The sequence below is a fragment of the Streptomyces sp. 2A115 genome, assembly GCF_052245575.1.
Taxonomy (GTDB): domain Bacteria; phylum Actinomycetota; class Actinomycetes; order Streptomycetales; family Streptomycetaceae; genus Streptomyces.
This window is the reverse complement of the sequence record NZ_JBQQCG010000030.1, coordinates 59,236-79,427: the sequence shown is the minus strand read 5'-3', so window position 1 is coordinate 79,427 and position 20,192 is coordinate 59,236. Positions and strand designations below refer to the sequence as shown.

Here is a 20,192-nt window from a genome sequence, read left to right as displayed (position 1 = left end):
CAAGGGCCGCCCCGTGATGGATGGGAAGTTCAGCGTCATGGTTACCAACCGATGACATTCGGGCGTACAACCGGTGGCGCCCATTCCGAGTCTCACTCCATGAACGTGGCGCACCGCCGCGCGGAAGTGGACCGACTCGAAAGGCCTCACGCATGTCCCGAGCACGACGCAGAACCCGCTCCGCGCGGCTGACCGCGCCTCTGGCCGCAGCGGCGCTGCTGGCCGGCGGCGCCGGCGCCTGGGCCCTCACCGGGGCCTCGGCCCAGGCCGCCGCCACCGGGTCGGTGGAGGCCCAGGACGACTTCAACGGTGACGGTTACGCCGACCTGGTCGTCGGTGCCCCGGGCGCCACGGTCTCGAGCCAGGCCAAGGCCGGCTACGTGGCCGTCATGTACGGCTCCTCCAGCGGGCTCTCCGCATCGAAGAAGAAGCTCATCAGCCGGTCCACCAGCGGGGTTCCCGGCTCGGCCACCGCGAGCCAGCGGTTCGGGTCGACCTTCACCAAGGGCGACCTGGACGCCGACGGCTACGGCGACCTCGTGATCGCGGGCGGCAAGGCGGGCTCCGTCATCGTGTGGGGCTCCGCATCCGGGCTCACCGGCGGCACGAACATCGCCGGGTACGGGGAGGCTCCCCAGGTCGGTGACTTCGACGGTGACGGCAAGGCGGACCTCACCCTGTTCGCCCAGCAGCAAGTCGCGGGCGACGACCCGCCGAGCGGCGCGGCCACCGTGTGGAAGGGCCCGGTCTCGCGTGACGGAAAGCCGACCGCCACCCTGCCCATCCTGGACAAGTCCCTGTGGTGGGGCCACGACACCGACGGCGCGACCTGCGCCACCAACGACCGCTGCCAGGAGGACGGCGACTCGATCAGCGGTCCCATCAGGTCCGGCCAGGTCGGCGACGTCAACGGCGACGGCAAGGACGACCTCGTCCTGTGGCGGTATGCCGGTGACGGCGTCTGGGCCAACCGTCTGCTGCTCGGCGGCGGCAGCACGGGCTTCACCAACGGCTGGGCCCCCGGAGAGGCCTCGGCGACCGGCACGGGCACCGGCGTCGGGGACGTGAACGGTGACGGGTTCGACGACGTGGTGGCCGGCAACAGCTGGGCCGGCAAGGTGGAGGTCGCGCTCGGCTCGGCCTCCGGCCTGTCCCGGGACCGCGTTCAGACCTTCGACCAGGACCTGGCCGGATTCCCGGGCGTGGAGGAGGAGGGCGACGAACTCGGCGCCGCGGTCTCGGTCGCCGACGTCGAGGGTGACGGCTACGCCGACATCGCCCTGGGCATACCGGGCGAGGACGTCGGCACGATCGCCGACACCGGCTCGGTCGCTCTGGTCCACGGCAGCGCCTCCGGCGTCACCGGCACCGGAGCCCAGGTCTTCCACCAGAACACCGCCGGGATGCCCGGAGTCGCCGAGACGAACGACCGCTTCGGCGTCACCGCGACCCTCCTGGACGTCAACGGCAACGGCCGCCTCGACCTCGCCGCCGCCTCCACGGCCGAGAACGCCAACAACGGCGCGGTCTGGGTCCTGCGCGGCACATCGACCGGCCTCTACACCAAGTCGGCCTTCGCCTTCGGCCCGAAGACCCTGTCGGCCCCCTTCACGAACGCGCTGTTCGGCTCGTCCCTGCGGTGACCCGCTGAACGCGGTACGGCGGGGCGGCCCGGCCGCCCCGCCGTACCGTCAGTCCAGGTGCGTCGGCTCGAACATCCGGAGCACCGCCGGGAGTACGACCACCGAAGGACCTGGCGCGGCAAGGGACTTGGCGAGGTCGTCGGCCAGGGAGTCCGGAGTGGTCCGTACGCCCGGGACGCCGAAGGACTCCGCGAGCGCCACGTAGTCCGGGCGGGCCAGTTCCGTCGCCGTGGTCTGGCCGAAGGCGTCGGTCATGTACTCGCGCAGGATGCCGTATCCCCCGTCGTCGACGATGAGCCAGGTCACGTCCAGGCCGTGCTGCTTGGCCGTGGCCAGCTCGGCGATGGAGTACAGCGCGCCGCCGTCGCCGGAGACCGCCAGGACGGGGTGCGTGGGATCGGCCACCGCGGCACCCAGCGCCGCCGGAAAGGCGTAGCCGAGGCCGCCCGAACCCTGGGCGGAGTGCATGGTGTTCGGGCGGCGGGCGTCGAAGGCGGCCCAGGCCCAGTAGGACAGGATGGTCATGTCCCAGAAGCTCGGCGACCGGTCGGGCAGGGCCTGCCGGACGGCGGCCAACACCCCTTGTTCCAGGGTGAGTTCCTGAGCGTCGAGGCGCGCACGGATCAGGTCGAGGACGGCACGTACGCGGTCCGCCGCCGTCGCGCCCTCCCTGTCCTGCCCGTCCTTTCCGTCTTTCCCGTCCTGCCCGTCCTGCCCGCCTTCTCCGTCCTCCCGTACGGGCACCGTTTCCAGCAGCGCCGACAGCGCGAGGCGGGCGTCCGCGTGGATGCCCAGGGCCGCGTGGTTGGACTCCAGCTTGCCGAGGTCCGCCTCGATCTGGATGACGCGGCCCCGCGGCTTGAACGTGTAGTAGTTCGAGGAGAGTTCGCCGAGCCCCGAGCCGACGACGAGGAGAACGTCCGCGTCCTCCAGGAAGTCCGTCGTGTGGCGGTCCTCGAGCCAGGACTGGAGCGAGAGCGGGTGGTTCCAGGGGAACGCGCCCTTGCCGCCGTAGGTGGTGACGACGGGCGCGGACAGCTTTTCGGCGAGCTGACGAAGCTTCCCCGCCGCGTCGGCCCGTACGACACCGCCGCCCGCGATGATCGCCGGGCGGGCCGCCTTCGACAGCAGGTCGGCGGCCACGGCGGTCAGTTCGGGGCGCGGAGGAAGGTCGTGGGGCGTCGCGTCGGCCGCCGTGACGACCGGCAGCATCGTCTCGGCGGTCAGCACGTCCTGCGGGATCTCCACCCACACCGGCCCGTGCGGGGCGGTCAGCGCCGACTCCCAGGCCGCGGCGATCGCGGACGGGATCTGCGACTGCGTACGGACCGTGTGAACGGACTTCACGACACCCCTGAACGAGGCCTGCTGGTCCGGGAGTTCGTGCAGATAGCCGTGGCGGCCGCCGCCCAGCCCCGCCGTCGGGATCTGGCTGCTGATCGCCAGCACGGGCGCGCTCGCGGCCGCGGCCTCCTGGAGCGCGGCCAGCGAGGTGAGGGCGCCCGGGCCGGTCGACAGCAGCAGCGGGGCCGCCTCACCCGTGATCCGGCCGTACGCGTCCGCCGCGAACCCGGCGTTGTTCTCGACCCGCAGACCGATGTACGCCAGGTCCGAGCGGCGCAGGGCGTCGAACATGCCGAGCGCGTGCTGGCCGGGCAGACCGAAGACGGTGGTCGCGCCGAGACCGGCGAGGGTCTCCACGACCAGGTCTCCGCCGTTGCGGCCGGGGGGAGGATTGAGCGCGGCCTCCGTCTGGGCGGCGGTCGGGCGGAGCTCCAGGTCGTGGTCGTGGGTCACTTGGCCTCGGTCTCCTTGCGAGCCTGCGCGATCTCGCGTGCCCCCGGGATCCGGCGGGCCTCCGCGATCTGGCGGGACATGATGGTCGTCAGTTCGTACGCCGTGTGGGACGCGGCGACGGAGGTGATCTCGGCGTGATCGTACGCGGGGGCGACCTCCACGACGTCGGCGGAGACCAGGTGGCAGGAGGCCAGGCCGCGCAGGATCTCCAGGAGTTCGCGCGAGGTCATGCCGCCGGCCTCGGGGGTGCCGGTGCCGGGCGCGTGGGCCGGGTCGAGGCAGTCGATGTCGATGGAGATGTACAGCGGGCGGTCGCCGATGCGCTGCCGCAACTGGTCGGCCACCTCGTCGGCGCCGCGCCGGTAGACGTCGGCCGAGGTGACGATGCCGAAGCCCAGCTTCTCGTCGTCGGTCAGGTCCTGCCTGCCGTACAGGGGCCCGCGGATGCCGACGTGGGACAGCGCGGAGGTGTCCAGAATCCCCTCCTCGACGGCCCGGCGGAACGGGGTGCCGTGCGTGTACTCCGCGCCGAAGTACGTGTCCCAGGTGTCGAGGTGCGCGTCGAAGTGCAGCAGCGCGACGGGGCCGTGCTTCTTCGCGACCGAGCGGAGGAGGGGGAGGGCGATGGTGTGGTCGCCGCCGAGGGTCATGAGCCGCGCGCCGGTGCCGAGGAGTTCGTCGGCGGCCCCTTCAATGGCCTCCACGGCCTCGTTGATGTTGAAGGGGTTGGCCGCGATGTCCCCGGCGTCGGCGACCTGCGCGAGGGCGAAGGGGGACGCGTCCTGCGCCGGGTTGTACGGGCGCAGGAGCCGACTCGCCTCGCGGATCGCGTTCCCGCCGAAGCGGGCGCCCGGCCGGTACGAGACGCCGCTGTCGAAGGGCACACCCACCACGGCGACGTCGGTGGTGCCGACCTCGTCGAGCCGGGGCAGCCGGGCGAAGGTCGCGGGGCCCGCGTACCGCGGCACGCGGGACGAGTCGACGGGGCCACGGGGCGTCTCGTTGCTGCTCATGGAGTTCTGCCTTCTTTCCTACGCTTCGTCGCGTATGTACTACTGGATTCGACTCTACTGGGGAGCCGGGACCGGTTCGGACACGGGTTCGGGCGCCCGGCCCGCCAGCCGCTCGCGCCAGGCGGCCAGTACCGCCGCGTCGGTCGCGGGCGTGGCGAGGGAGACGATCAGGTACGCCGCCAGCGAGGACAGCAGCCCGTAGTAGACGGGTTCGTTCGCGAGGATCCCGTAGGCGGCCATCAGCGAGATGACCGCGAGGCTGCCGACCGCGACGGCGGCGAGGGCGCCCTGGGCGGTGCCGCGCTTCCAGAGCAGGCCGCCGAGGATGGGGACGAGGAGACCGCCGACGAGCAGGTTGTACGCGACGGTCAGGGCCTCGACGACGTTGTTGAGGGCGATCGCCGTACAGATCACCGCGACGCCCATGATGAGGATGAAGGCGCGGTTGCCCCTGACCTCGTCATGGTCCCCGCTCTGGGGTCGTACGGCTCCCCGCAGCCGCGACCAGATGTCGTTGTTGGCGACGGTCGCGCAGGCGATGAGGGCGCCGGAGGAGGTCGACATCACGGCGGCGAGGGCCGCGGCCAGCACCAACCCCCGTACGCCGACGGGCAGTTCGTTCTTGACGATGGTCGCGAAGGCGTCGTCGGCGCTGCCGAGCTTCGGATACAGGACCTTGGCGGCCGTACCGATGACGGCGCCGGCGAGCGCGTACGCCAGGCAGTACGTGCCCGCGACCGTGCCGCCCCACTTGGCGGTCGTGTCGCTGCGCGCGGTGAACACGCGCTGCCAGATGTCCTGCCCGATGAGCATGCCGAACGTGTAGATGAGCACGTAGGTGAAGATCGTTTCTCCGCCGATGCCGAGGGGGTCGAAGTACTCGGTGGGGAGCGAGTCCTTCATCTCGCCGAACCCGCCGGCCTTCACGACCGCGATGGGCAGGAGCAGGAGCAGCACGCCGATGGTCTTCACGACGAACTGCACCATGTCGGTGAGGGTGATGGACCACATGCCGCCGAGCGTCGAGTACGCGACGACGATGGACCCGCCGAGAACGATCGCGACCGTCCGGTTCATGTCGAAGAGGACATCGAAGATCGTGGCGTAGGCGATGGTCGAGGTGACCGCGAGCATCAGCGTGTAGGCCCACATGACGACGCCGGAGATGACCCCGGCCCGTCCGCCGTACCGCAGGTCGAGCATCTCGGAGACGGTGTATACCTTGAGCCGGGCGATGCGGGCGGAGAAGAAGACGGAGAGGGCCAGGAGCCCGAGGCCGATGGTGAACACCATCCAGGCGCCGGAGAGCCCGTACTGGTACCCGAGGCCGACCCCTCCGATCGTGGACGCGCCGCCAAGCACGATCGCGGCCATCGTCCCGGAATACATCGCCGGGCCGAGACGCCGCCCCGCGACCAGGAACTCGCTCTTGGACCTGGCGCGGCGCATACCCCACCAGCCCACGGCCAGCATGCCGGCCAGATAGACGACGATCACGGTGTAGTCGACGGCCACGGGGCCCACCTTTCTCGACGGTTGAGGTGGTTCGGGGCACGACACTAGGTGGCCGGAAAGCAACGCTGAAGTGTACGTTTCATCCACTGTCACCGGACCGGATGGAGGAAACGTCCACCATGCCGGACCCTGCCGCCCCCGCAGCCCCTCCCACACCTCCCGTACCTCTCGCCGCTCTGCTGGCCCGGGAGGACCTCGGCCTGAGCCAGATCGCGGGGCCGGAGGACGCGGCCACGGTGATCCACTGGGCGCACACCTCGGAGATGGCGGACCCGTACCCGTATCTGCTCGGCGGCGAGCTGCTGCTGACGGCGGGCGTGCACATCCCGGAGGCGGCGGGCTCGGGCACGTACTTCGACGACTACGTCTCCCGGATCGTCGAGGCGGGCGGCGCGGCCCTCGGCTTCGGTGTGGCCCCGGTCCACGACAGCGTGCCGCGCGCCCTGGTCGCGGCCTGCGACCACTACGGGCTGCCCCTCCTGGAGGTGCCGCCCCGCACGACCTTCTCGGGAGTGGCCCGAGCGGTCTGGCAGCTCATGGCCCAGGCCCGCCACACCGAACTGCGCCGCGTCACGGAGGCCCAGCAGAGCCTGTCGGCCGCGGCGGCCCGCCCGGACCCGGTCCCGTCGGTTCTGCGACAGCTCGCGCAGCGGGTGGGCGGCTGGGCGGCGTTGTACGCGCCGGACGGGGCGGAGGTGGCTGCGGCGGGGCGGATGCCGGGCGCGGGGGCGGAGGTGGGCGGGGCAATGGCTGAGCTGGCGACGGTGGTACGCCCCACCACCAAGGGAACCCCCGGCCCCACCACCACGGGAACCGCCACCCCCACCCCCGCTCCCTCCTCCGCCACCGACACCGTCGCCGGCGCGCACCTCGCCGCGTACGCCCTCGGCACGGGCCGGGGCTTCGTACTGGGCGTGGCGGCCCCGCGCCGCGACCCCGGCGACCACACGATCGCCTCGGTCGGCGCGGTCCTCCTCTCCCTCCTCACCGACGAGCACCAGAGCGGCACGGGCGCGGCCCGCTCCTCGGCACTCGTACGGCTGCTGCTCGGTGCCGCGCCGCGCGAGGTGGCACCGCTGCTGGGCGGCGAACGGTGGGTGGTGGTCCACGCACGGCCGGACGGACCCGACAGACCCGGCGGCCACGCGCCGGACGCCGTCACCGCGTCCGCGCTCGGGGCGGCGCTGGGCTCCCCGCTGGTCGACGTGGACGGCGACGTCGTACGAGTGCTCGTCCCCGCCACCAGTGCCGACGACCGCGAACTCTCCGCTCAGCCGGGCTGGACGTGCGGCGTCAGCGCCCCGGTCGGCCCGCACGAGTGGCCGACCGCCGACACCCAGGCGGCCCGCGCCCTCTCCCGCGCACGGGGCACCCGCACACCCCTGGTCCACCACGGCGAACGCCCGGTCCTCGCCGACCTGGTCCCCGCGACCGAGGCCGCCGGCCACGCCCGCACGGTCCTGGCCCCCCTCACCGCCACCCCCGCCGGCCCGGCCCTCACCGAGACCCTGCGCACCTGGCTCTCCCTGCACGGCAGTTGGGACCGCACAGCGGTGGCCCTCTCCGTCCACCGCAACACGGTCCGCCAGCGCATCGCCCGCTGCGCGACGCTCCTGGAAACGGACCTGGACGCCCCGGACGTACGCATGGAGCTGTGGTTCGCCCTCCGCCTCACCCCTTAGACACCGGCGCACTTTCCGCGGCGCGGGACACCGGCGCATTCAGGGGCGCGGGGAACTGCGCGACCAGCCCCCACCCACCCGCACCCGACAAACAACCCCACCTACACCCAAACCCAGAGTGACCCATGTCCCACGCTTCGATACACCGGCTCCACCCAGCGGAGCGCACCGGCAGAATGGGGCCATGCCGATATCCGGGATCCCCAGCCGCGTCGACCTTGTTGACCACCTCGTACGGACGCGTATAGCGGGGGACGTAGCCACTCCCCGTGAGAACAACCTCTCCCACTACCGCAAGCTGGCCAACGGCGACCGCAACTACTGGCTCGGCCTGGAGCTCGGCGACCGCTGGATCGACGAGCAGGACGTCCTGGCCGTCATGGCCGAGCGGTGCGGCGTGAACGACGACCCGGAGTATCGTTTCGGCCAGGACACCATCGACCCGGACCTGACGGTCGACGCGCTGGACCGGATGGCGGGCCGGCTGCGCAAGGCGGCGGCCGGCAATCAGCGGGTGCTGTTCGCGACGGGCCACCCGGGCGGCCTCCTGGACGTGCACCGCGCGACGGCCGCCGCGCTGCGTGCCGCGGGCTGCGAGATCGTCGTGATCCCGGACGGGCTGACCACGGACGAGGGCTATGTGTTCCAGTTCGCGGACGTCGCGGTCCTGGAGCGCGGCGCGACACTGTGGCACACCCACTCCGGCGAGCCGATGCGGGCGATCCTGAGGGGCCTGGAGAGCGAGGGCCGCCCGCTGCCCGACCTGGTCGTCGCCGACCACGGCTGGGCGGGCTGCGCGGGCCAACTCGGCGTCGACTCCATGGGCTACGCGGACTGCAACGACCCGGCCCTGTTCCTCGCCGAGGCCGAGGGCACGGTCCAGGTGACCATCCCCATGGACGACCACGTCACGAGCCCCCGGTACTACGACCCGATGACGGCGTATCTGCTGGACGCGGCAGGGCTCACGGCGACGGACTGAGCGAGCGTCATCCCCGGGGTTTCACCGGGGAATCCGCACAAGACCCTCCTGGATCACCGTGATCGCCAGCCGCCCGTCCTGCGTGTAGATACGGGCCTGCCCGAGCCCCCGCCCGCCGGACGCGGACGGCGACTCCTGGTCGTACAGGAGCCATTCGTCGGCGCGGAACGGGCGGTGGAACCACATCGCGTGGTCCAGGGAGGCCCCGACGACATCTCCGGTGACCCAGCCGCCGCGGCCGTGGGCGAGGAGGACGGAGTCGAGGAGCGTCATGTCGGAGACGTACGTGGCGAGGCAGACGTGCAGGAGAGGGTCGTCCGTGAGCTTGCCGTTGGCGCGGAACCACACCTGGGAGCGGGGTTCGCGCGCCTCGCCGACGCTCGCGAACGGCGGCGCTTCGACATAACGGAGGTCGACGGCCTCGCGCGACTCCAACACCCGCTGGGCGACGCCCTGGTCGCGGTACAGGTCCACGTACTGCGGGAACATCTCCGCCGCCGTCGGCAGGGTCTCCGGATCGGGTGCGGCCGGCATGTCGGCCTGGTGCTCCATGCCCTCCTCGTACGTCTGGAAGGACGCGGAGAGGTGGAAGATCGGCTTCCCGTGCTGGACGGCGACCACCCGGCGCGTGGTGAAGGAACGGCCGTCGCGGATGCGGTCGACGGTGTAGACGATCGGCGCGCCGGGGTCCCCGGGGCGCAGGAAGTACGCGTGCAGGGAGTGGGCGGGCCGGTCCTCGGGGACCGTACGCCCCGCGGCGACCAGTGCCTGCGCCGCGACCTGCCCGCCGAAGACGCGCGGGACGACGGCGAACCGGGACTTGCCGCGGAAGATGTCCTGCTCGATCCGCTCGAGGTCGAGCAGATCGAGCAGGGCTTCAAGTGCCTGACTCATGTGTCGGTTGTACCGTGCAGTGGTTTCTCGGGCCTTACAGGCCCATGTCCTTGGCGATGATCGACTTCATGATCTCGCTGGTGCCGCCGTAGATGCGGTTGACGCGGTTGTCCGCGTAGAGGCGGGCGATCGGGTACTCGTTCATGAAGCCGTAGCCGCCGTGCAGCTGGAGGCACTTGTCGATCACGCGGTGGGCGACCTCGGTGCAGAACAGCTTCGCGGACGCGGCCTCGGCCGGGGACAGCTCGCCCGCGTCGAGGGCTTCCAGGGTGCGGTCGGAGACGGCCTGCGCGGCGTCCACCTCGGCCTGGCAGGCGGCCAGCTCGAACTTGGTGTTCTGGAAGGAGGCGACGGGCTTGCCGAAGACGGTGCGCTCCTGGACGTACTCCTTGGCGAACCGGACGGCCGCCGCGGCCTGCGCGTACGCGCCGAAGGCGATGCCCCAGCGCTCGGAGGCCAGGTTCTTGCCGAGGTAGCCGAAGCCCTTGTTCTCCTCGCCGAGCAGGTCCTCGACCGGCACCTTCACGTCGACGAACGCCAGCTCGGCGGTGTCGGAGACCTTCAGGCCGAGCTTGTCGAGCTTGCGGCCGACGGAGTAGCCCTCGGACTTGGTGTCGACGGCGAACAGGGAGATGCCGAAGCGGCGGTCGTCCTCGCGCGGGGCGGAGGTACGGGCGCAGACGATCACGCGGTCGGCGTGGACGCCGCCGGTGATGAAGGTCTTGGCGCCGTTGAGCACGTAGTGCGTGCCGTCCTCGGAGAGCTTCGCGGTGGTCTTCATGCCCGCGAGGTCGGAGCCGGTGCCCGGCTCGGTCATCGCGAGGGCCCACATCTCCTCACCGGAGACGAACTTCGGCAGCCACTTCTTCTTCTGCTCGTCGTTGCCGAGCATCTTGATGTAGGGCAGACCGAGCAGCACGTGCACGCCGGAGCCGCCGAAGGAGACACCCGCGCGGGCCGTCTCCTCGTACATCACGGCCTCGAACTTGTACGAGTCGATGCCCGCGCCGCCGTACTCCTCGTCGACGCGTATACCGAAGACGCCCAGCTCACCGAGCTTGTAGTAGAAGTCGCGCGGCGCCTGGCCCGCGGCGAACCACTCGTCGTACACGGGGACGACCTCGGCCTCGATGAAGGCCCGGAGGGTCTCCCGGAACGCCTCGTGATCCTCGTTGAACACCGTACGGCGCACCGTCGCCACCCCTCCTCGCGCCTAAGCCGGCGCCGCTCTCGCGTTTGTGGTTGCTCGCCGTCGGGCTTCCTCGACTGGAGGTCGCGTCGATTGACGCTTGTGACCGATGGCTAAGCGCTTGCTCAGACAGCACGTTACCCGCCGGTTGGGACGGTCGTCCAGAGCAACCACCCCGAGACGCTCGTCACGCCCTGGCCAGCCCTTGGTCAGGTCCTGGTCAGCCCTGGTCAGGCCCCAGTCATCCCGGCAGCCCACTCCCCGGCCGCGCCTCCCGCCGCCGCGAAGGCGCCGCGCGCCATCCGGTGCAGCAGCGCCGCCGTGGCCGCCCGCCCGGGCAGGGACCCCGGGCGGCCCATGTGGGGCGTCGAGTTCAGCAGCCCGAAGACGGCGTGCACGGCGGCCCGCGCCACCGGTTCCGCCGGCTCCGGGTAGACCTCGCGCACGACCTCCACCCACAGCTCGACGTACTGCCGCTGCAGCTGCCGTACGAGCTTGCGGTCGCTGTCCCGGAGGCGGTCCAGCTCGCGGTCGTGCAGGGTGATGAGCGGGCGGTCGTCGAGCGCGAAGTCGATGTGCCCTTCGATGAGCGAGTCGAGGACCGTCTCGGGGTTCCCGTCGGTCTCCGCCACCCGGCGCTTGCCACCGGTCAGCAACTGCCCGCTGATCCCCACGAGCAGCTCGGCGAGCATCGCGTCCTTGCCCGCGAAGTGCCGGTACAGGCCGGGTCCGCTGATGCCGACCGCCGCCCCTATCTCATCGACCCCCACACCGTGGAAGCCGCGCTCGGCGAAGAGCCGGGCGGCCTCCTTGAGGATCTGCTCGCGGCGGGTGGGGGCGTCGGTTCTCGTGGCCATGAGGTAATTCTAGACAGGGAGGTTAGCGCTCGTTAACCTGAAGGAAACGGGTTAACGCTCATTAACTGGATTTCATCGACTGTCCATGGGCCGGCGATCACTGGGTGACACCGGGTGAGAGGACCGCAGGATGCACGAGGCACCGGAGCTGACCAGCACTGCTGACCCCGCGTCGGCGGCCTGGCGGGCCAACGAGGCGGCGCACCACGCCCTCGTCGACGAGCTGCGGCAGAAGCTGGCCGCGGCCCGGCTCGGCGGCGGCGAGCGGGCCCGCGCCCGGCACACCGCCCGCGGCAAGCTGCTGCCGCGCGACCGCGTGGACACCCTCCTCGACCCCGGCTCCCCCTTCCTGGAACTGGCCCCGCTGGCGGCCGACGGGCTGTACGAGGACCAGGCACCGGCGGCGGGCGTCATCGCCGGGATCGGGCGGGTGAGCGGCCGCGAGTGCGTGATCGTCGTCAACGACGCGACGGTCAAGGGCGGCACGTACTACCCGATGACGGTGAAGAAGCACCTGCGCGCCCAGGAAGTGGCCCTCGAGAACCGCCTCCCTTGTATCTACCTGGTGGACTCCGGGGGCGCCTTCCTGCCCATGCAGGACGAGGTCTTCCCCGACCGCGAGCACTTCGGGCGGATCTTCTACAACCAGGCACGTATGTCGGGCGCTGGGATTCCGCAGATCGCCGCCGTTCTCGGCTCGTGCACGGCGGGCGGGGCGTACGTACCGGCGATGAGCGACGAGGCCGTGATCGTCCGCGATCAGGGCACGATCTTCCTGGGCGGCCCGCCCCTCGTGAAGGCCGCCACGGGTGAGGTCGTGACCGCCGAGGAGCTGGGCGGCGGCGAGGTCCACTCCAGGGTCTCCGGCGTCACGGACCACCTCGCGGAGGACGACGCGCACGCGCTGCGCATCGTCCGCACGATCGTTTCCACGCTCCCCGCGCGCGGGGCCCTGCCCTGGGCGGTCACGCGGGGAGTGGAACCCAAGGTGGACCCTGCCGGGCTCTACGGCGCGGTGCCGGTCGACTCCCGCACCCCCTATGACGTACGCGAGGTCATCGCGCGCGTGGTCGACGGTTCGCGTTTCGCGGAGTTCAAGTCGGAGTTCGGGCAGACCCTCGTCACCGGCTTCGCCCGGATCCATGGTCACCCGGTCGGGATCGTCGCCAACAACGGCATCCTGTTCTCCGAATCGGCCCAGAAGGGCGCCCACTTCATCGAGCTGTGCGACCAGCGCGGGATCCCGCTGGTGTTCCTGCAGAACATCTCGGGCTTCATGGTGGGCCGTCAGTACGAGGCCGGGGGCATCGCCAAGCACGGCGCCAAGATGGTGACGGCGGTGGCCTGTACGCGTGTTCCGAAGCTGACGGTGGTGGTCGGCGGTTCGTACGGCGCGGGGAACTACTCGATGTGCGGCCGGGCGTACTCGCCGCGCTTCCTGTGGATGTGGCCGAACGCCAAGATCTCCGTAATGGGCGGCGAGCAGGCCGCGTCCGTCCTCGCGACCGTCAAGCGGGACCAGCTGGAGGGACGCGGCGAGTCCTGGCCCGCCGAGGAGGAAGACGCCTTCAAGGACCCGATCCGGGCGCAGTACGAGCGCCAGGGGAACGCCTACTACGCGACGGCCCGGCTCTGGGACGACGGCGTGATCGACCCGATGGAGACCCGGCAGGTGCTGGGGCTGGCTCTCACGGCTTGCGCGAACGCCCCGCTGGGCGAGCCGGGCTTCGGCGTCTTCCGGATGTGAGGGCGGATGCGAGCGCGGAGACGAAGGCCGTCGTGAGGGCGGACGCGAAGGCGGAGGCGAAAGCCGTCGTGAGGGCGGACGCGAAGGCCATTGCGAAGGCGGACGCGAAGGCGGACGTGAGGGCGAATGTGAGGGGACGGACGACGATGTTCGACACAGTGCTTGTGGCCAACCGGGGCGAGATCGCGGTCCGGGTCATCCGTACGCTGCGGCAGCTGGGCCTTCGCTCGGTGGCCGTCTTCTCCGACGCGGACGCCGACGCCCGGCACGTACGCGAGGCGGACACGGCGGTACGGATCGGTCCGGCGCCGGCCGCCGAGAGCTATCTGTCGGTGGAGCGGCTGCTGGAGGCGGCCGCGCGGACGGGCGCACAGGCCGTCCACCCGGGCTATGGGTTCCTCGCGGAGAACGCCGCGTTCGCGCGGGCCTGCGCCGGCGCCGGGCTCGTCTTCATCGGACCGCTCCCAGAGGCGATCTCCCTCATGGGCGACAAGATCCGCGCGAAGGAGACGGTGCGGGCGGCCGGGGTTCCGGTGGTGCCGGGGTCGTCGGGCAGCGGGCTGTCCGACTCCCAACTGGCCGAGTCGGCGCGGGAGATCGGGATGCCGGTGCTGCTCAAGCCTTCGGCGGGGGGCGGGGGCAAGGGCATGCGGCTGGTACGGGACGCCGGGGTTCTGGCCGACGAGATCGCCGCCGCCCGGCGCGAGGCCCGTGCCTCCTTCGGCGACGACACCCTGCTCGTCGAGAGGTGGATCGACCGTCCCCGGCACATCGAGATCCAGGTCCTGGCGGACGGCCACGGCAACGTGGTGCATCTGGGTGAGCGCGAGTGCTCCCTCCAGCGCCGGCACCAGAAGATCATCGAGGAGGCGCCGAGTGTGCTGCTCGACGCCGGGACGCGGGCCGCGATGGGTGAGGCGGCGGTCCAGGCGGCGCGGTCGTGCGGGTACGCGGGCGCGGGCACGGTCGAGTTCATCGTGCCGGGGAATGATCCGTCCTCGTACTTCTTCATGGAGATGAACACGCGGCTCCAGGTCGAGCATCCGGTGACCGAGATGATCACCGGGATCGATCTGGTGGAGTGGCAGCTTCGGGTGGCGGCGGGCGAGCGACTCCCGTACGGGCAGGAGGACATCACCCTCACCGGGCACGCGATCGAGGCCCGTATCTGCGCCGAGGACCCCTCGCGGGGCTTCCTCCCCTCCGGCGGCACCGTGCTGAAGCTGCGCGAGCCGCAGGGCAACGGCGTCCGCACGGACTCCGGCCTCACCGAAGGCACGGAGGTCGGGTCGCTGTACGACCCGATGCTGTCGAAGGTCATCGCGTACGGGCCCGACCGCGCGACCGCGCTGCGCCGGCTCCGGGCCGCGCTGGCGGAGACGGTCACGCTGGGGGTGCAGACGAACGCGGGGTTCCTGCGGCGGCTGCTGGGCCATCCGGCGGTTGTCGCGGGCGAGTTGGACACGGGGCTGGTGGAGCGGGAGGTCGAGGGGCTGGTCTCGGGGGAGGTGCCGGGTGAGGTTTACGTGGTGGGTGGGTTGCTGCGTCAAGCAGGTCTCTTCCCCAAGCCCGCCCCTTCCCGAAGCCATGGGGCTCCGCCCCCTGGACCCCCGCTGGGGGCTTTGCCCCCAGACCCCCATCGGCCTGAACGGCCTCGTCCTCAAACGCCGGACGGGCTGGGTGGCCCTGGACTGGGCTGGGTCGATCCGTTCTCCGTACCGAGCGGCTGGCGCCTTGGTGGTGAACCGGCCTGGACGGTGCACCACTTGCGGGTACCGGGCCACGACCCCGTGACCGTCCGCGTGCGCGGAACCTTGCGGGATGCCGAAATCGCCTGGGGGTCTGGGGGCCTGCCACCGGTTTCGGGAAGGGGTGGGCTTGGGGAAGGAAACCCCCCCACCGTCACCCTCCACCTGAACGGTCAGACCCACACCTTCCACCACGCCAACACCTGGCTCGGCCGCGACGGCGACGCCTGGGACGTCCGCGACCACGACCCGGTCGCCGCCTCCCTGAGCGGCGCCGCGCGCTCCGGAGTCGACTCCCTCACCGCCCCCATGCCCGGCACCGTCACCGTCGTGAAGGTGGCCGTCGGGGACCAAGTCGCCGCCGGGCAGAGCCTGTTGGTGGTCGAGGCGATGAAGATGGAACACGTCATCTCCGCCCCGCACGCCGGGACCGTCGCCGAGCTGGACGTCACCCCGGGGACCACGGTCGCCATGGACCAGGTCCTCGCCGTGATCGCGCCCCACGAAGAAGCCGACGCGGAGGAGACCCCGTCATGACCACCCCCGAGCTCGGGCTCCCCATGCCCGTACCGGCCGAGGATCTCCCGGCCCGCGTCCGCATCCACGAGGTCGGCGCCCGGGACGGACTGCAGAACGAGAAGGCGACCGTCGCGACGGAGACGAAGGCCGAGTTCATCCGCCGCCTGGCCGGCGCGGGGCTCACCACCATCGAGGCCACCAGCTTCGTCCACCCGAAGTGGGTGCCCCAACTGGCCGACGCCGAGGACCTGTTCCCCCTCGTACGGGACCTGTCCGACCTGAGCGGCATCGCCCTCCCCGTCCTCGTACCGAACGAACGGGGTCTGGACCGCGCCCTGGCCCTCGGCGCGACCGGTATCGCGGTCTTCGCCAGCGCCACGGAGTCCTTCGCGAAGGCCAACCTCAACCGGACCGTCGACGAGGCACTGGCGATGTTCGAGCCGGTGGTCGGCCGGGCCAAGGCCCAGGACGCGCATGTCCGCGGCTACCTCTCCATGTGCTTCGGCGACCCCTGGGAAGGCCCCGTGCCCGTTCCTCAGGTCGTACGGGTCTGCAAGGCGCTGCTCGACATGGGCTGCGACGAGCTGAGTCTGGGCGACACGATCGGCGTGGCGACCCCCGGGCACGTACGCGAGCTCCTCGCCGCCCTCAACGCCGAGGGCGTCCCCACGGCCTCCCTCGGCGTGCACTTCCACGACACGTACGGCCAGGCCCTCTCCAACACCCTGGCCGCGCTCCAGCACGGCGTCACCACCGTGGACGCGTCCGCCGGAGGCCTCGGTGGCTGCCCGTTCGCGAAGAGCGCCACCGGCAACCTCGCCACCGAGGACCTCGTGTGGATGCTGACGGGCCTCGGCATCGACACCGGCGTAGATCTCGGCCTCCTCACCGCCACCAGCGTGTGGATGGCCGAGCGACTGGGCCGACCCAGCCCGTCCCGCACCGTCCGCGCCCTCTCCCACAAGGAGTGATCCTCCATGTCACTGGACCACCGCCTCTCCCCCGAACTCGACGAACTCCGCCGCACGGTCGAGGAGTTCGCGCACGATGTCGTGGCGCCGAAGATCGGTGACTTCTACGAGCGTCACGAGTTCCCGTACGAGATCGTCCGCGAGATGGGCCGGATGGGCCTGTTCGGGCTGCCGTTCCCGGAGGAGTACGGCGGCATGGGCGGCGACTATCTGGCGCTGGGCATCGTCCTCGAGGAACTCGCCCGCGTGGACTCCTCGGTGGCCATCACCCTCGAAGCCGGCGTCTCCCTCGGCGCCATGCCGATCCATCTGTTCGGCACCGAAGAGCAGAAGCGGACCTGGCTTCCCCGTCTCTGCTCCGGCGAGTCGCTGGGCGCCTTCGGCCTGACCGAGCCGGACGGCGGCTCGGACGCGGGAGCGACTCGTACCACCGCCCGTCTCGACCCGGAGACGGACGAGTGGGTGATCAACGGCACCAAGTGCTTCATCACCAACTCGGGAACCGACATCACGGGCCTGGTCACCGTCACCGCGGTCACCGGCCGCACCCCCGAGGGCAAGCCCCTCATCTCCGCGATCATCGTGCCGTCGGGTACACCCGGCTTCACGGTCGCGGCTCCGTACTCGAAGGTCGGCTGGAACGCCTCCGACACCCGCGAACTGTCCTTCTCCGACGTCCGCGTCCCGGCCGCGAACCTGCTCGGCGAGAAGGGCCGCGGCTACGCGCAGTTCCTGCGCATCCTCGACGAGGGCCGCATCGCCATCTCGGCCCTGGCCACCGGCCTCGCGCAGGGCTGTGTGGACGAGTCGGTGAAGTACGCGAAGGAACGGCAGGCGTTCGGCCGGAACATCGGCTCCTACCAGGCCATCCAGTTCAAGATCGCCGACATGGAGATGAAGGCGCACACGGCCCGGCTGGCGTGGCGCGACGCGGCGTCCCGGCTGGTGAGCGGGGAGCCGTTCAAGAAGGAGGCCGCCCTCGCCAAGCTCTACTCGTCCACGATCGCCGTCGACAACGCCCGTGACGCGACCCAGATCCACGGCGGCTACGGCTTCATGAACGAGTACCCGGTGGCGCGTATGTGGCGCGACTCCAAAATTCTTGAGATTGGAGAGGGCACAAGCGAGGTACAACGAATTCTGATCGCCCGGGAGTTGGGTCTCGTCGGCTGAGAAGTTGCGGGAGCTGGGTCTCATTGGCTGAGAGGTCGCGCGTGAGCCGGCTGAGGGGCGGCACGCGAGCCGGCACGCGAGCTGGGCTCGTTGGCCGAAAAGATCACGCCATCGATCTTCGCGCTCCCCCGTGTCGCACAGGGTGTGCACAGCCACGGCGGCGAGCCGCCCCGGGCATCGCAGCAGGTGAGAACCACCCCCTGGACACATAGCGAGGTTAGGCTAACCTATCTTTCGCACTGTCCGGTGGGTCACCCACCCTGTTCGAAAGCAGCCAAAGCCATGTCCAACGCCCGCGCCAACCACCTCTCCCGCCGCGGCATCCTCGCCGCCGGCGGCGCCCTCGGCCTCGGCGCCGTTCTCGCCGCCTGCGGCGATGACGACTCGGAAAGCGGCGGCTCGGCGGACGAGACGAAGGCCGCCGAGTCCGGCCCCTGGTCGTTCAAGGACGACCGCGGCACGACGGTGAAGCTGGACAAGATACCGGCGAACATCGTCACCTTCACCGGTGTCGCCGCCGCGCTCCACGACTACGGCATCGAGGTCAAGGGCGTCTTCGGCCCGACCGAGACCGGGGACGGCAAGCCCGACGTCCAGGCCGGCGACATGGACATCAGCAAGCTGACGATCCTCGGCAACGAGTGGGGTCAGTTCAACATCGAGAAGTACGCGACCCTCGCCCCCGACGTGCTGATCTCGACGATGTTCGACGACGCCGGCACCCTCTGGTACGTCCCGGAGGAGTCCAAGGACAAGATCCTCGAGCTCGCCCCGAGCGTCGGACTCTCCGTCTACGACCGCCAGTTGCCCGAGCCGCTGGAGCGCATGCTCGCGCTCGCCGAGTCACTCGGCGCCGATGTGAAGGCCGCCAGGACCGTCGAGGCGAAGAAGAAGTTCGAGACGGCCGCCGAGCGCCTGCGCAAGGCCGCCAAGGCGCGCCCGGAGATCAAGGTGCTCGCCGGTTCCGCTAGCCAGGACATCTTCTACGTCTCCGGCTCGAACCTCTCCATCGACCTGGAGTACTTCAAGGCCCTCGGCGTGAACCTCGTCGAGCCGCCGGCCAAGATCCTCAAGGCCAGCGGTGGCTGGTTCGAGAACCTGAGCTGGGAGAACGTCGACAAGTACCCCGCGGACATCATCATCATGGACGACCGCACCGCCACCATCCAGCCCGCCGACATCACCGAGGCCACCTGGAAGCAACTGCCCGCCGTCAAGGCCGGCCAGGTCATCGGCCGCACGCCGGAGCCGATCCTCTCCTACGCCAAGTGCACCCCGATGCTCGACAACCTCGCCGAGGCCATCGAGAACGCCAAGAAGGTCGCGTAGCAAACCGACCGAGGGCCCCGGGGGCGCGAGGAACTGCGCGAGCAACCCACGAGGACCCGCAGCTCCCCGCAAACCCTCACCCCCTCCCCCCTAGGGGCGCGGGGAACTGCGCGACAAGCCCCCACGGCCCGCAGGTGAGACACAACCAGCGCTGGACCACCCGACCCCTGACGAAAACTCAGGAGCAAGCATGACGACGGCCGTAGCCGCCCCCTACCGTTTCTTCTCCCTCCAGGTCGAACGGACAAGGCGGCTCGGCCCGTCTCTCGTCCGGGTCACCTTCACGGGCCCCGACCTGACAGCCTTCGCCTCCGACGGCCGCGACCAGAGCCTCACGCTCTTCCTGCCGAGGCAGGGGCAGAGCGAGCCCGTCCTGCCGATGGAGTACGGCGAAGGCTGGCGGGAGGCATACCTCGGCATCCCCGACGACGTACGCGCGGTGATGCGCTCATACACGCTCCGGGCACTGCGCCGCGACGTGCGCGGGGTGACCACCGAGATCGACATCGACTTCGTGCTGCACGGCACGGAGCCCGGCGCCGCCCACCCGGCGGGCCCGGCGTCACGCTGGGCGGCCGACGCGCGGGCCGGTGCCCGCGTCGCCCTGCTCGGCCCGGCGATCGCCGACAACGCGGCGATCCGTTTCCGCCCGCCCGCCGACGCCGACCTGGTCGTCATCTGGGCGGACGAGACCGCTCTGCCCGCCGCCTCCGCCATCCTGGAGACGCTGCCGGCCGGGACCAAGGCGCGTGTCTGGCTGGAGGTCCCGCACGCGGGCGACCGCATAGAGCCGGTCACGGCCGCCGACGTCGACGCCGAGATCACCTGGCTGGTACGCGACGAGGGATCCCCCATGGCCCTCGACGCGATCCGGGCCGCCCAACTCCCGTCGTCCGAGGCCCCGTACGCCTGGATCGCGGGCGAGTCGGGCCGCGTGAAGGTGCTGCGCCGCCATCTCGTGCGGGAGCGCGAGATCGACCGCAAGCGGGTCACGTTCGTCGGCTACTGGCGGCGCGGACTGAGCGAGGAGCAACTGCGCGAGCAAGGAGAGTGAGCCCGGGGAGGGGTACGTCACGGCAGTGACCGGTGGGGCGGGATCGCGCTCGAACTTAGGTTAGGCTAACCTAAGTTCG

15 protein-coding genes are annotated in these 20,192 nt (G+C 70.9%); 9 read left to right on the top strand and 6 right to left on the bottom strand.

Features of this window, described 5'->3' with window-relative positions; genetic code table 11:
- Positions 1-152 precede the first annotated feature (152 nt).
- Entirely contained in the window at positions 153-1,643 is a 1,491-nt protein-coding gene (locus ACTWQR_RS25455; RefSeq protein ID WP_443229475.1) for an FG-GAP-like repeat-containing protein, read from the top strand.
- Between the two features lie 48 nt (positions 1,644-1,691).
- Here the strand turns inward: ACTWQR_RS25455 and ACTWQR_RS25450 are convergent, their stop codons facing one another.
- The 3 genes from ACTWQR_RS25450 to ACTWQR_RS25440 are packed head-to-tail and all read right to left on the bottom strand — an operon-like array spanning position 1,692 to position 5,968.
- The gene (locus tag ACTWQR_RS25450; protein WP_443229474.1) at positions 1,692-3,440 is read right to left on the bottom strand and encodes a thiamine pyrophosphate-binding protein; all 1,749 of its coding nucleotides are present in this window, start codon (positions 3,438-3,440) and stop codon (positions 1,692-1,694) included.
- The gene (gene speB, locus ACTWQR_RS25445; RefSeq protein ID WP_443229473.1) at positions 3,437-4,453 is read right to left on the bottom strand and encodes an agmatinase; all 1,017 of its coding nucleotides are present in this window, start codon (positions 4,451-4,453) and stop codon (positions 3,437-3,439) included. Before speB ends, ACTWQR_RS25450 begins: the two co-directional genes overlap by 4 nt.
- Positions 4,454-4,507: 54 nt before the next feature.
- Positions 4,508-5,968 carry a sodium:solute symporter gene (locus ACTWQR_RS25440; RefSeq protein WP_443229472.1) on the bottom strand — a complete coding sequence of 487 codons (1,461 nt, stop codon included), beginning with the start codon at positions 5,966-5,968 and terminating at the stop codon, positions 4,508-4,510.
- A gap of 119 nt (positions 5,969-6,087) precedes the next feature.
- On the opposite strand from ACTWQR_RS25440, the gene ACTWQR_RS25435 reads away from it, so the two are divergent.
- Together ACTWQR_RS25435 and ACTWQR_RS25430 are read left to right on the top strand one after the other, a co-directional pair.
- Positions 6,088-7,650, top strand: coding sequence for a PucR family transcriptional regulator (locus tag ACTWQR_RS25435; protein ID WP_443229471.1), 1,563 nt, complete (start codon positions 6,088-6,090; stop codon positions 7,648-7,650).
- A gap of 184 nt (positions 7,651-7,834) precedes the next feature.
- Positions 7,835-8,632 (top strand): phosphatase, encoded by a 798-nt coding sequence (locus ACTWQR_RS25430; RefSeq protein ID WP_443229470.1) that lies wholly within the window; start codon positions 7,835-7,837, stop codon positions 8,630-8,632.
- A 21-nt stretch (positions 8,633-8,653) separates the two neighbouring features.
- Here the strand turns inward: ACTWQR_RS25430 and tesB are convergent, their stop codons facing one another.
- From tesB to ACTWQR_RS25415, 3 genes are all read right to left on the bottom strand, one after another.
- Entirely contained in the window at positions 8,654-9,526 is an 873-nt protein-coding gene (tesB, locus tag ACTWQR_RS25425; RefSeq protein WP_443229469.1) for an acyl-CoA thioesterase II, read from the bottom strand.
- A gap of 34 nt (positions 9,527-9,560) precedes the next feature.
- On the bottom strand, positions 9,561-10,718 hold the full coding sequence (locus ACTWQR_RS25420) for an acyl-CoA dehydrogenase family protein (protein ID WP_443229522.1): 1,158 nt from the start codon (positions 10,716-10,718) through the stop codon (positions 9,561-9,563).
- A gap of 227 nt (positions 10,719-10,945) precedes the next feature.
- A complete protein-coding gene (locus tag ACTWQR_RS25415) occupies positions 10,946-11,572 on the bottom strand; it encodes an SACE_7040 family transcriptional regulator (RefSeq protein WP_443229468.1) in 627 nt (208 codons plus the stop codon).
- A gap of 130 nt (positions 11,573-11,702) precedes the next feature.
- Here ACTWQR_RS25415 and ACTWQR_RS25410 point away from each other — a divergent pair, with 130 nt between their 5' ends.
- The 6 genes from ACTWQR_RS25410 (at position 11,703) to ACTWQR_RS25385 (ending at position 20,113) form a co-directional block, all read left to right on the top strand.
- On the top strand, positions 11,703-13,319 hold the full coding sequence (locus ACTWQR_RS25410) for a carboxyl transferase domain-containing protein (RefSeq protein ID WP_443229467.1): 1,617 nt from the start codon (positions 11,703-11,705) through the stop codon (positions 13,317-13,319).
- Between the two features lie 146 nt (positions 13,320-13,465).
- Positions 13,466-15,604 (top strand): acetyl/propionyl/methylcrotonyl-CoA carboxylase subunit alpha, encoded by a 2,139-nt coding sequence (locus tag ACTWQR_RS25405; protein ID WP_443229466.1) that lies wholly within the window; start codon positions 13,466-13,468, stop codon positions 15,602-15,604.
- Positions 15,601-16,557, top strand: coding sequence for a hydroxymethylglutaryl-CoA lyase (locus ACTWQR_RS25400; RefSeq protein ID WP_443229465.1), 957 nt, complete (start codon positions 15,601-15,603; stop codon positions 16,555-16,557). The genes ACTWQR_RS25405 and ACTWQR_RS25400 overlap by 4 nt, the downstream gene beginning before the upstream one ends.
- Before the next feature lie 12 nt (positions 16,558-16,569).
- Complete coding sequence (locus tag ACTWQR_RS25395; RefSeq protein WP_443229521.1) at positions 16,570-17,730, top strand: acyl-CoA dehydrogenase family protein; 1,161 nt, start codon at positions 16,570-16,572, stop codon at positions 17,728-17,730.
- A 282-nt stretch (positions 17,731-18,012) separates the two neighbouring features.
- Complete coding sequence (locus tag ACTWQR_RS25390; protein WP_443229464.1) at positions 18,013-19,059, top strand: ABC transporter substrate-binding protein; 1,047 nt, start codon at positions 18,013-18,015, stop codon at positions 19,057-19,059.
- 190 nt (positions 19,060-19,249) lie between these two features.
- On the top strand, positions 19,250-20,113 hold the full coding sequence (locus tag ACTWQR_RS25385) for a siderophore-interacting protein (RefSeq protein WP_443229463.1): 864 nt from the start codon (positions 19,250-19,252) through the stop codon (positions 20,111-20,113).
- The last annotated feature ends 79 nt before the right edge of the window (positions 20,114-20,192 follow it).

Coding starts and splice junctions, on each gene's coding strand:
- ACTWQR_RS25455 (WP_443229475.1), top strand. CDS start 153: ATGTCCCGAGCACGACGCAGAACCCGCTCCGCGCGGCTGACCGCGCCT.
- speB (WP_443229473.1), bottom strand. CDS start 4,453: ATGAGCAGCAACGAGACGCCCCGTGGCCCCGTCGACTCGTCCCGCGTG.
- ACTWQR_RS25435 (WP_443229471.1), top strand. CDS start 6,088: ATGCCGGACCCTGCCGCCCCCGCAGCCCCTCCCACACCTCCCGTACCT.
- ACTWQR_RS25430 (WP_443229470.1), top strand. CDS start 7,835: ATGCCGATATCCGGGATCCCCAGCCGCGTCGACCTTGTTGACCACCTC.
- tesB (WP_443229469.1), bottom strand. CDS start 9,526: ATGAGTCAGGCACTTGAAGCCCTGCTCGATCTGCTCGACCTCGAGCGG.
- ACTWQR_RS25415 (WP_443229468.1), bottom strand. CDS start 11,572: ATGGCCACGAGAACCGACGCCCCCACCCGCCGCGAGCAGATCCTCAAG.
- ACTWQR_RS25410 (WP_443229467.1), top strand. CDS start 11,703: ATGCACGAGGCACCGGAGCTGACCAGCACTGCTGACCCCGCGTCGGCG.
- ACTWQR_RS25405 (WP_443229466.1), top strand. CDS start 13,466: ATGTTCGACACAGTGCTTGTGGCCAACCGGGGCGAGATCGCGGTCCGG.
- ACTWQR_RS25400 (WP_443229465.1), top strand. CDS start 15,601: ATGACCACCCCCGAGCTCGGGCTCCCCATGCCCGTACCGGCCGAGGAT.
- ACTWQR_RS25390 (WP_443229464.1), top strand. CDS start 18,013: ATGTCCAACGCCCGCGCCAACCACCTCTCCCGCCGCGGCATCCTCGCC.
- ACTWQR_RS25385 (WP_443229463.1), top strand. CDS start 19,250: ATGACGACGGCCGTAGCCGCCCCCTACCGTTTCTTCTCCCTCCAGGTC.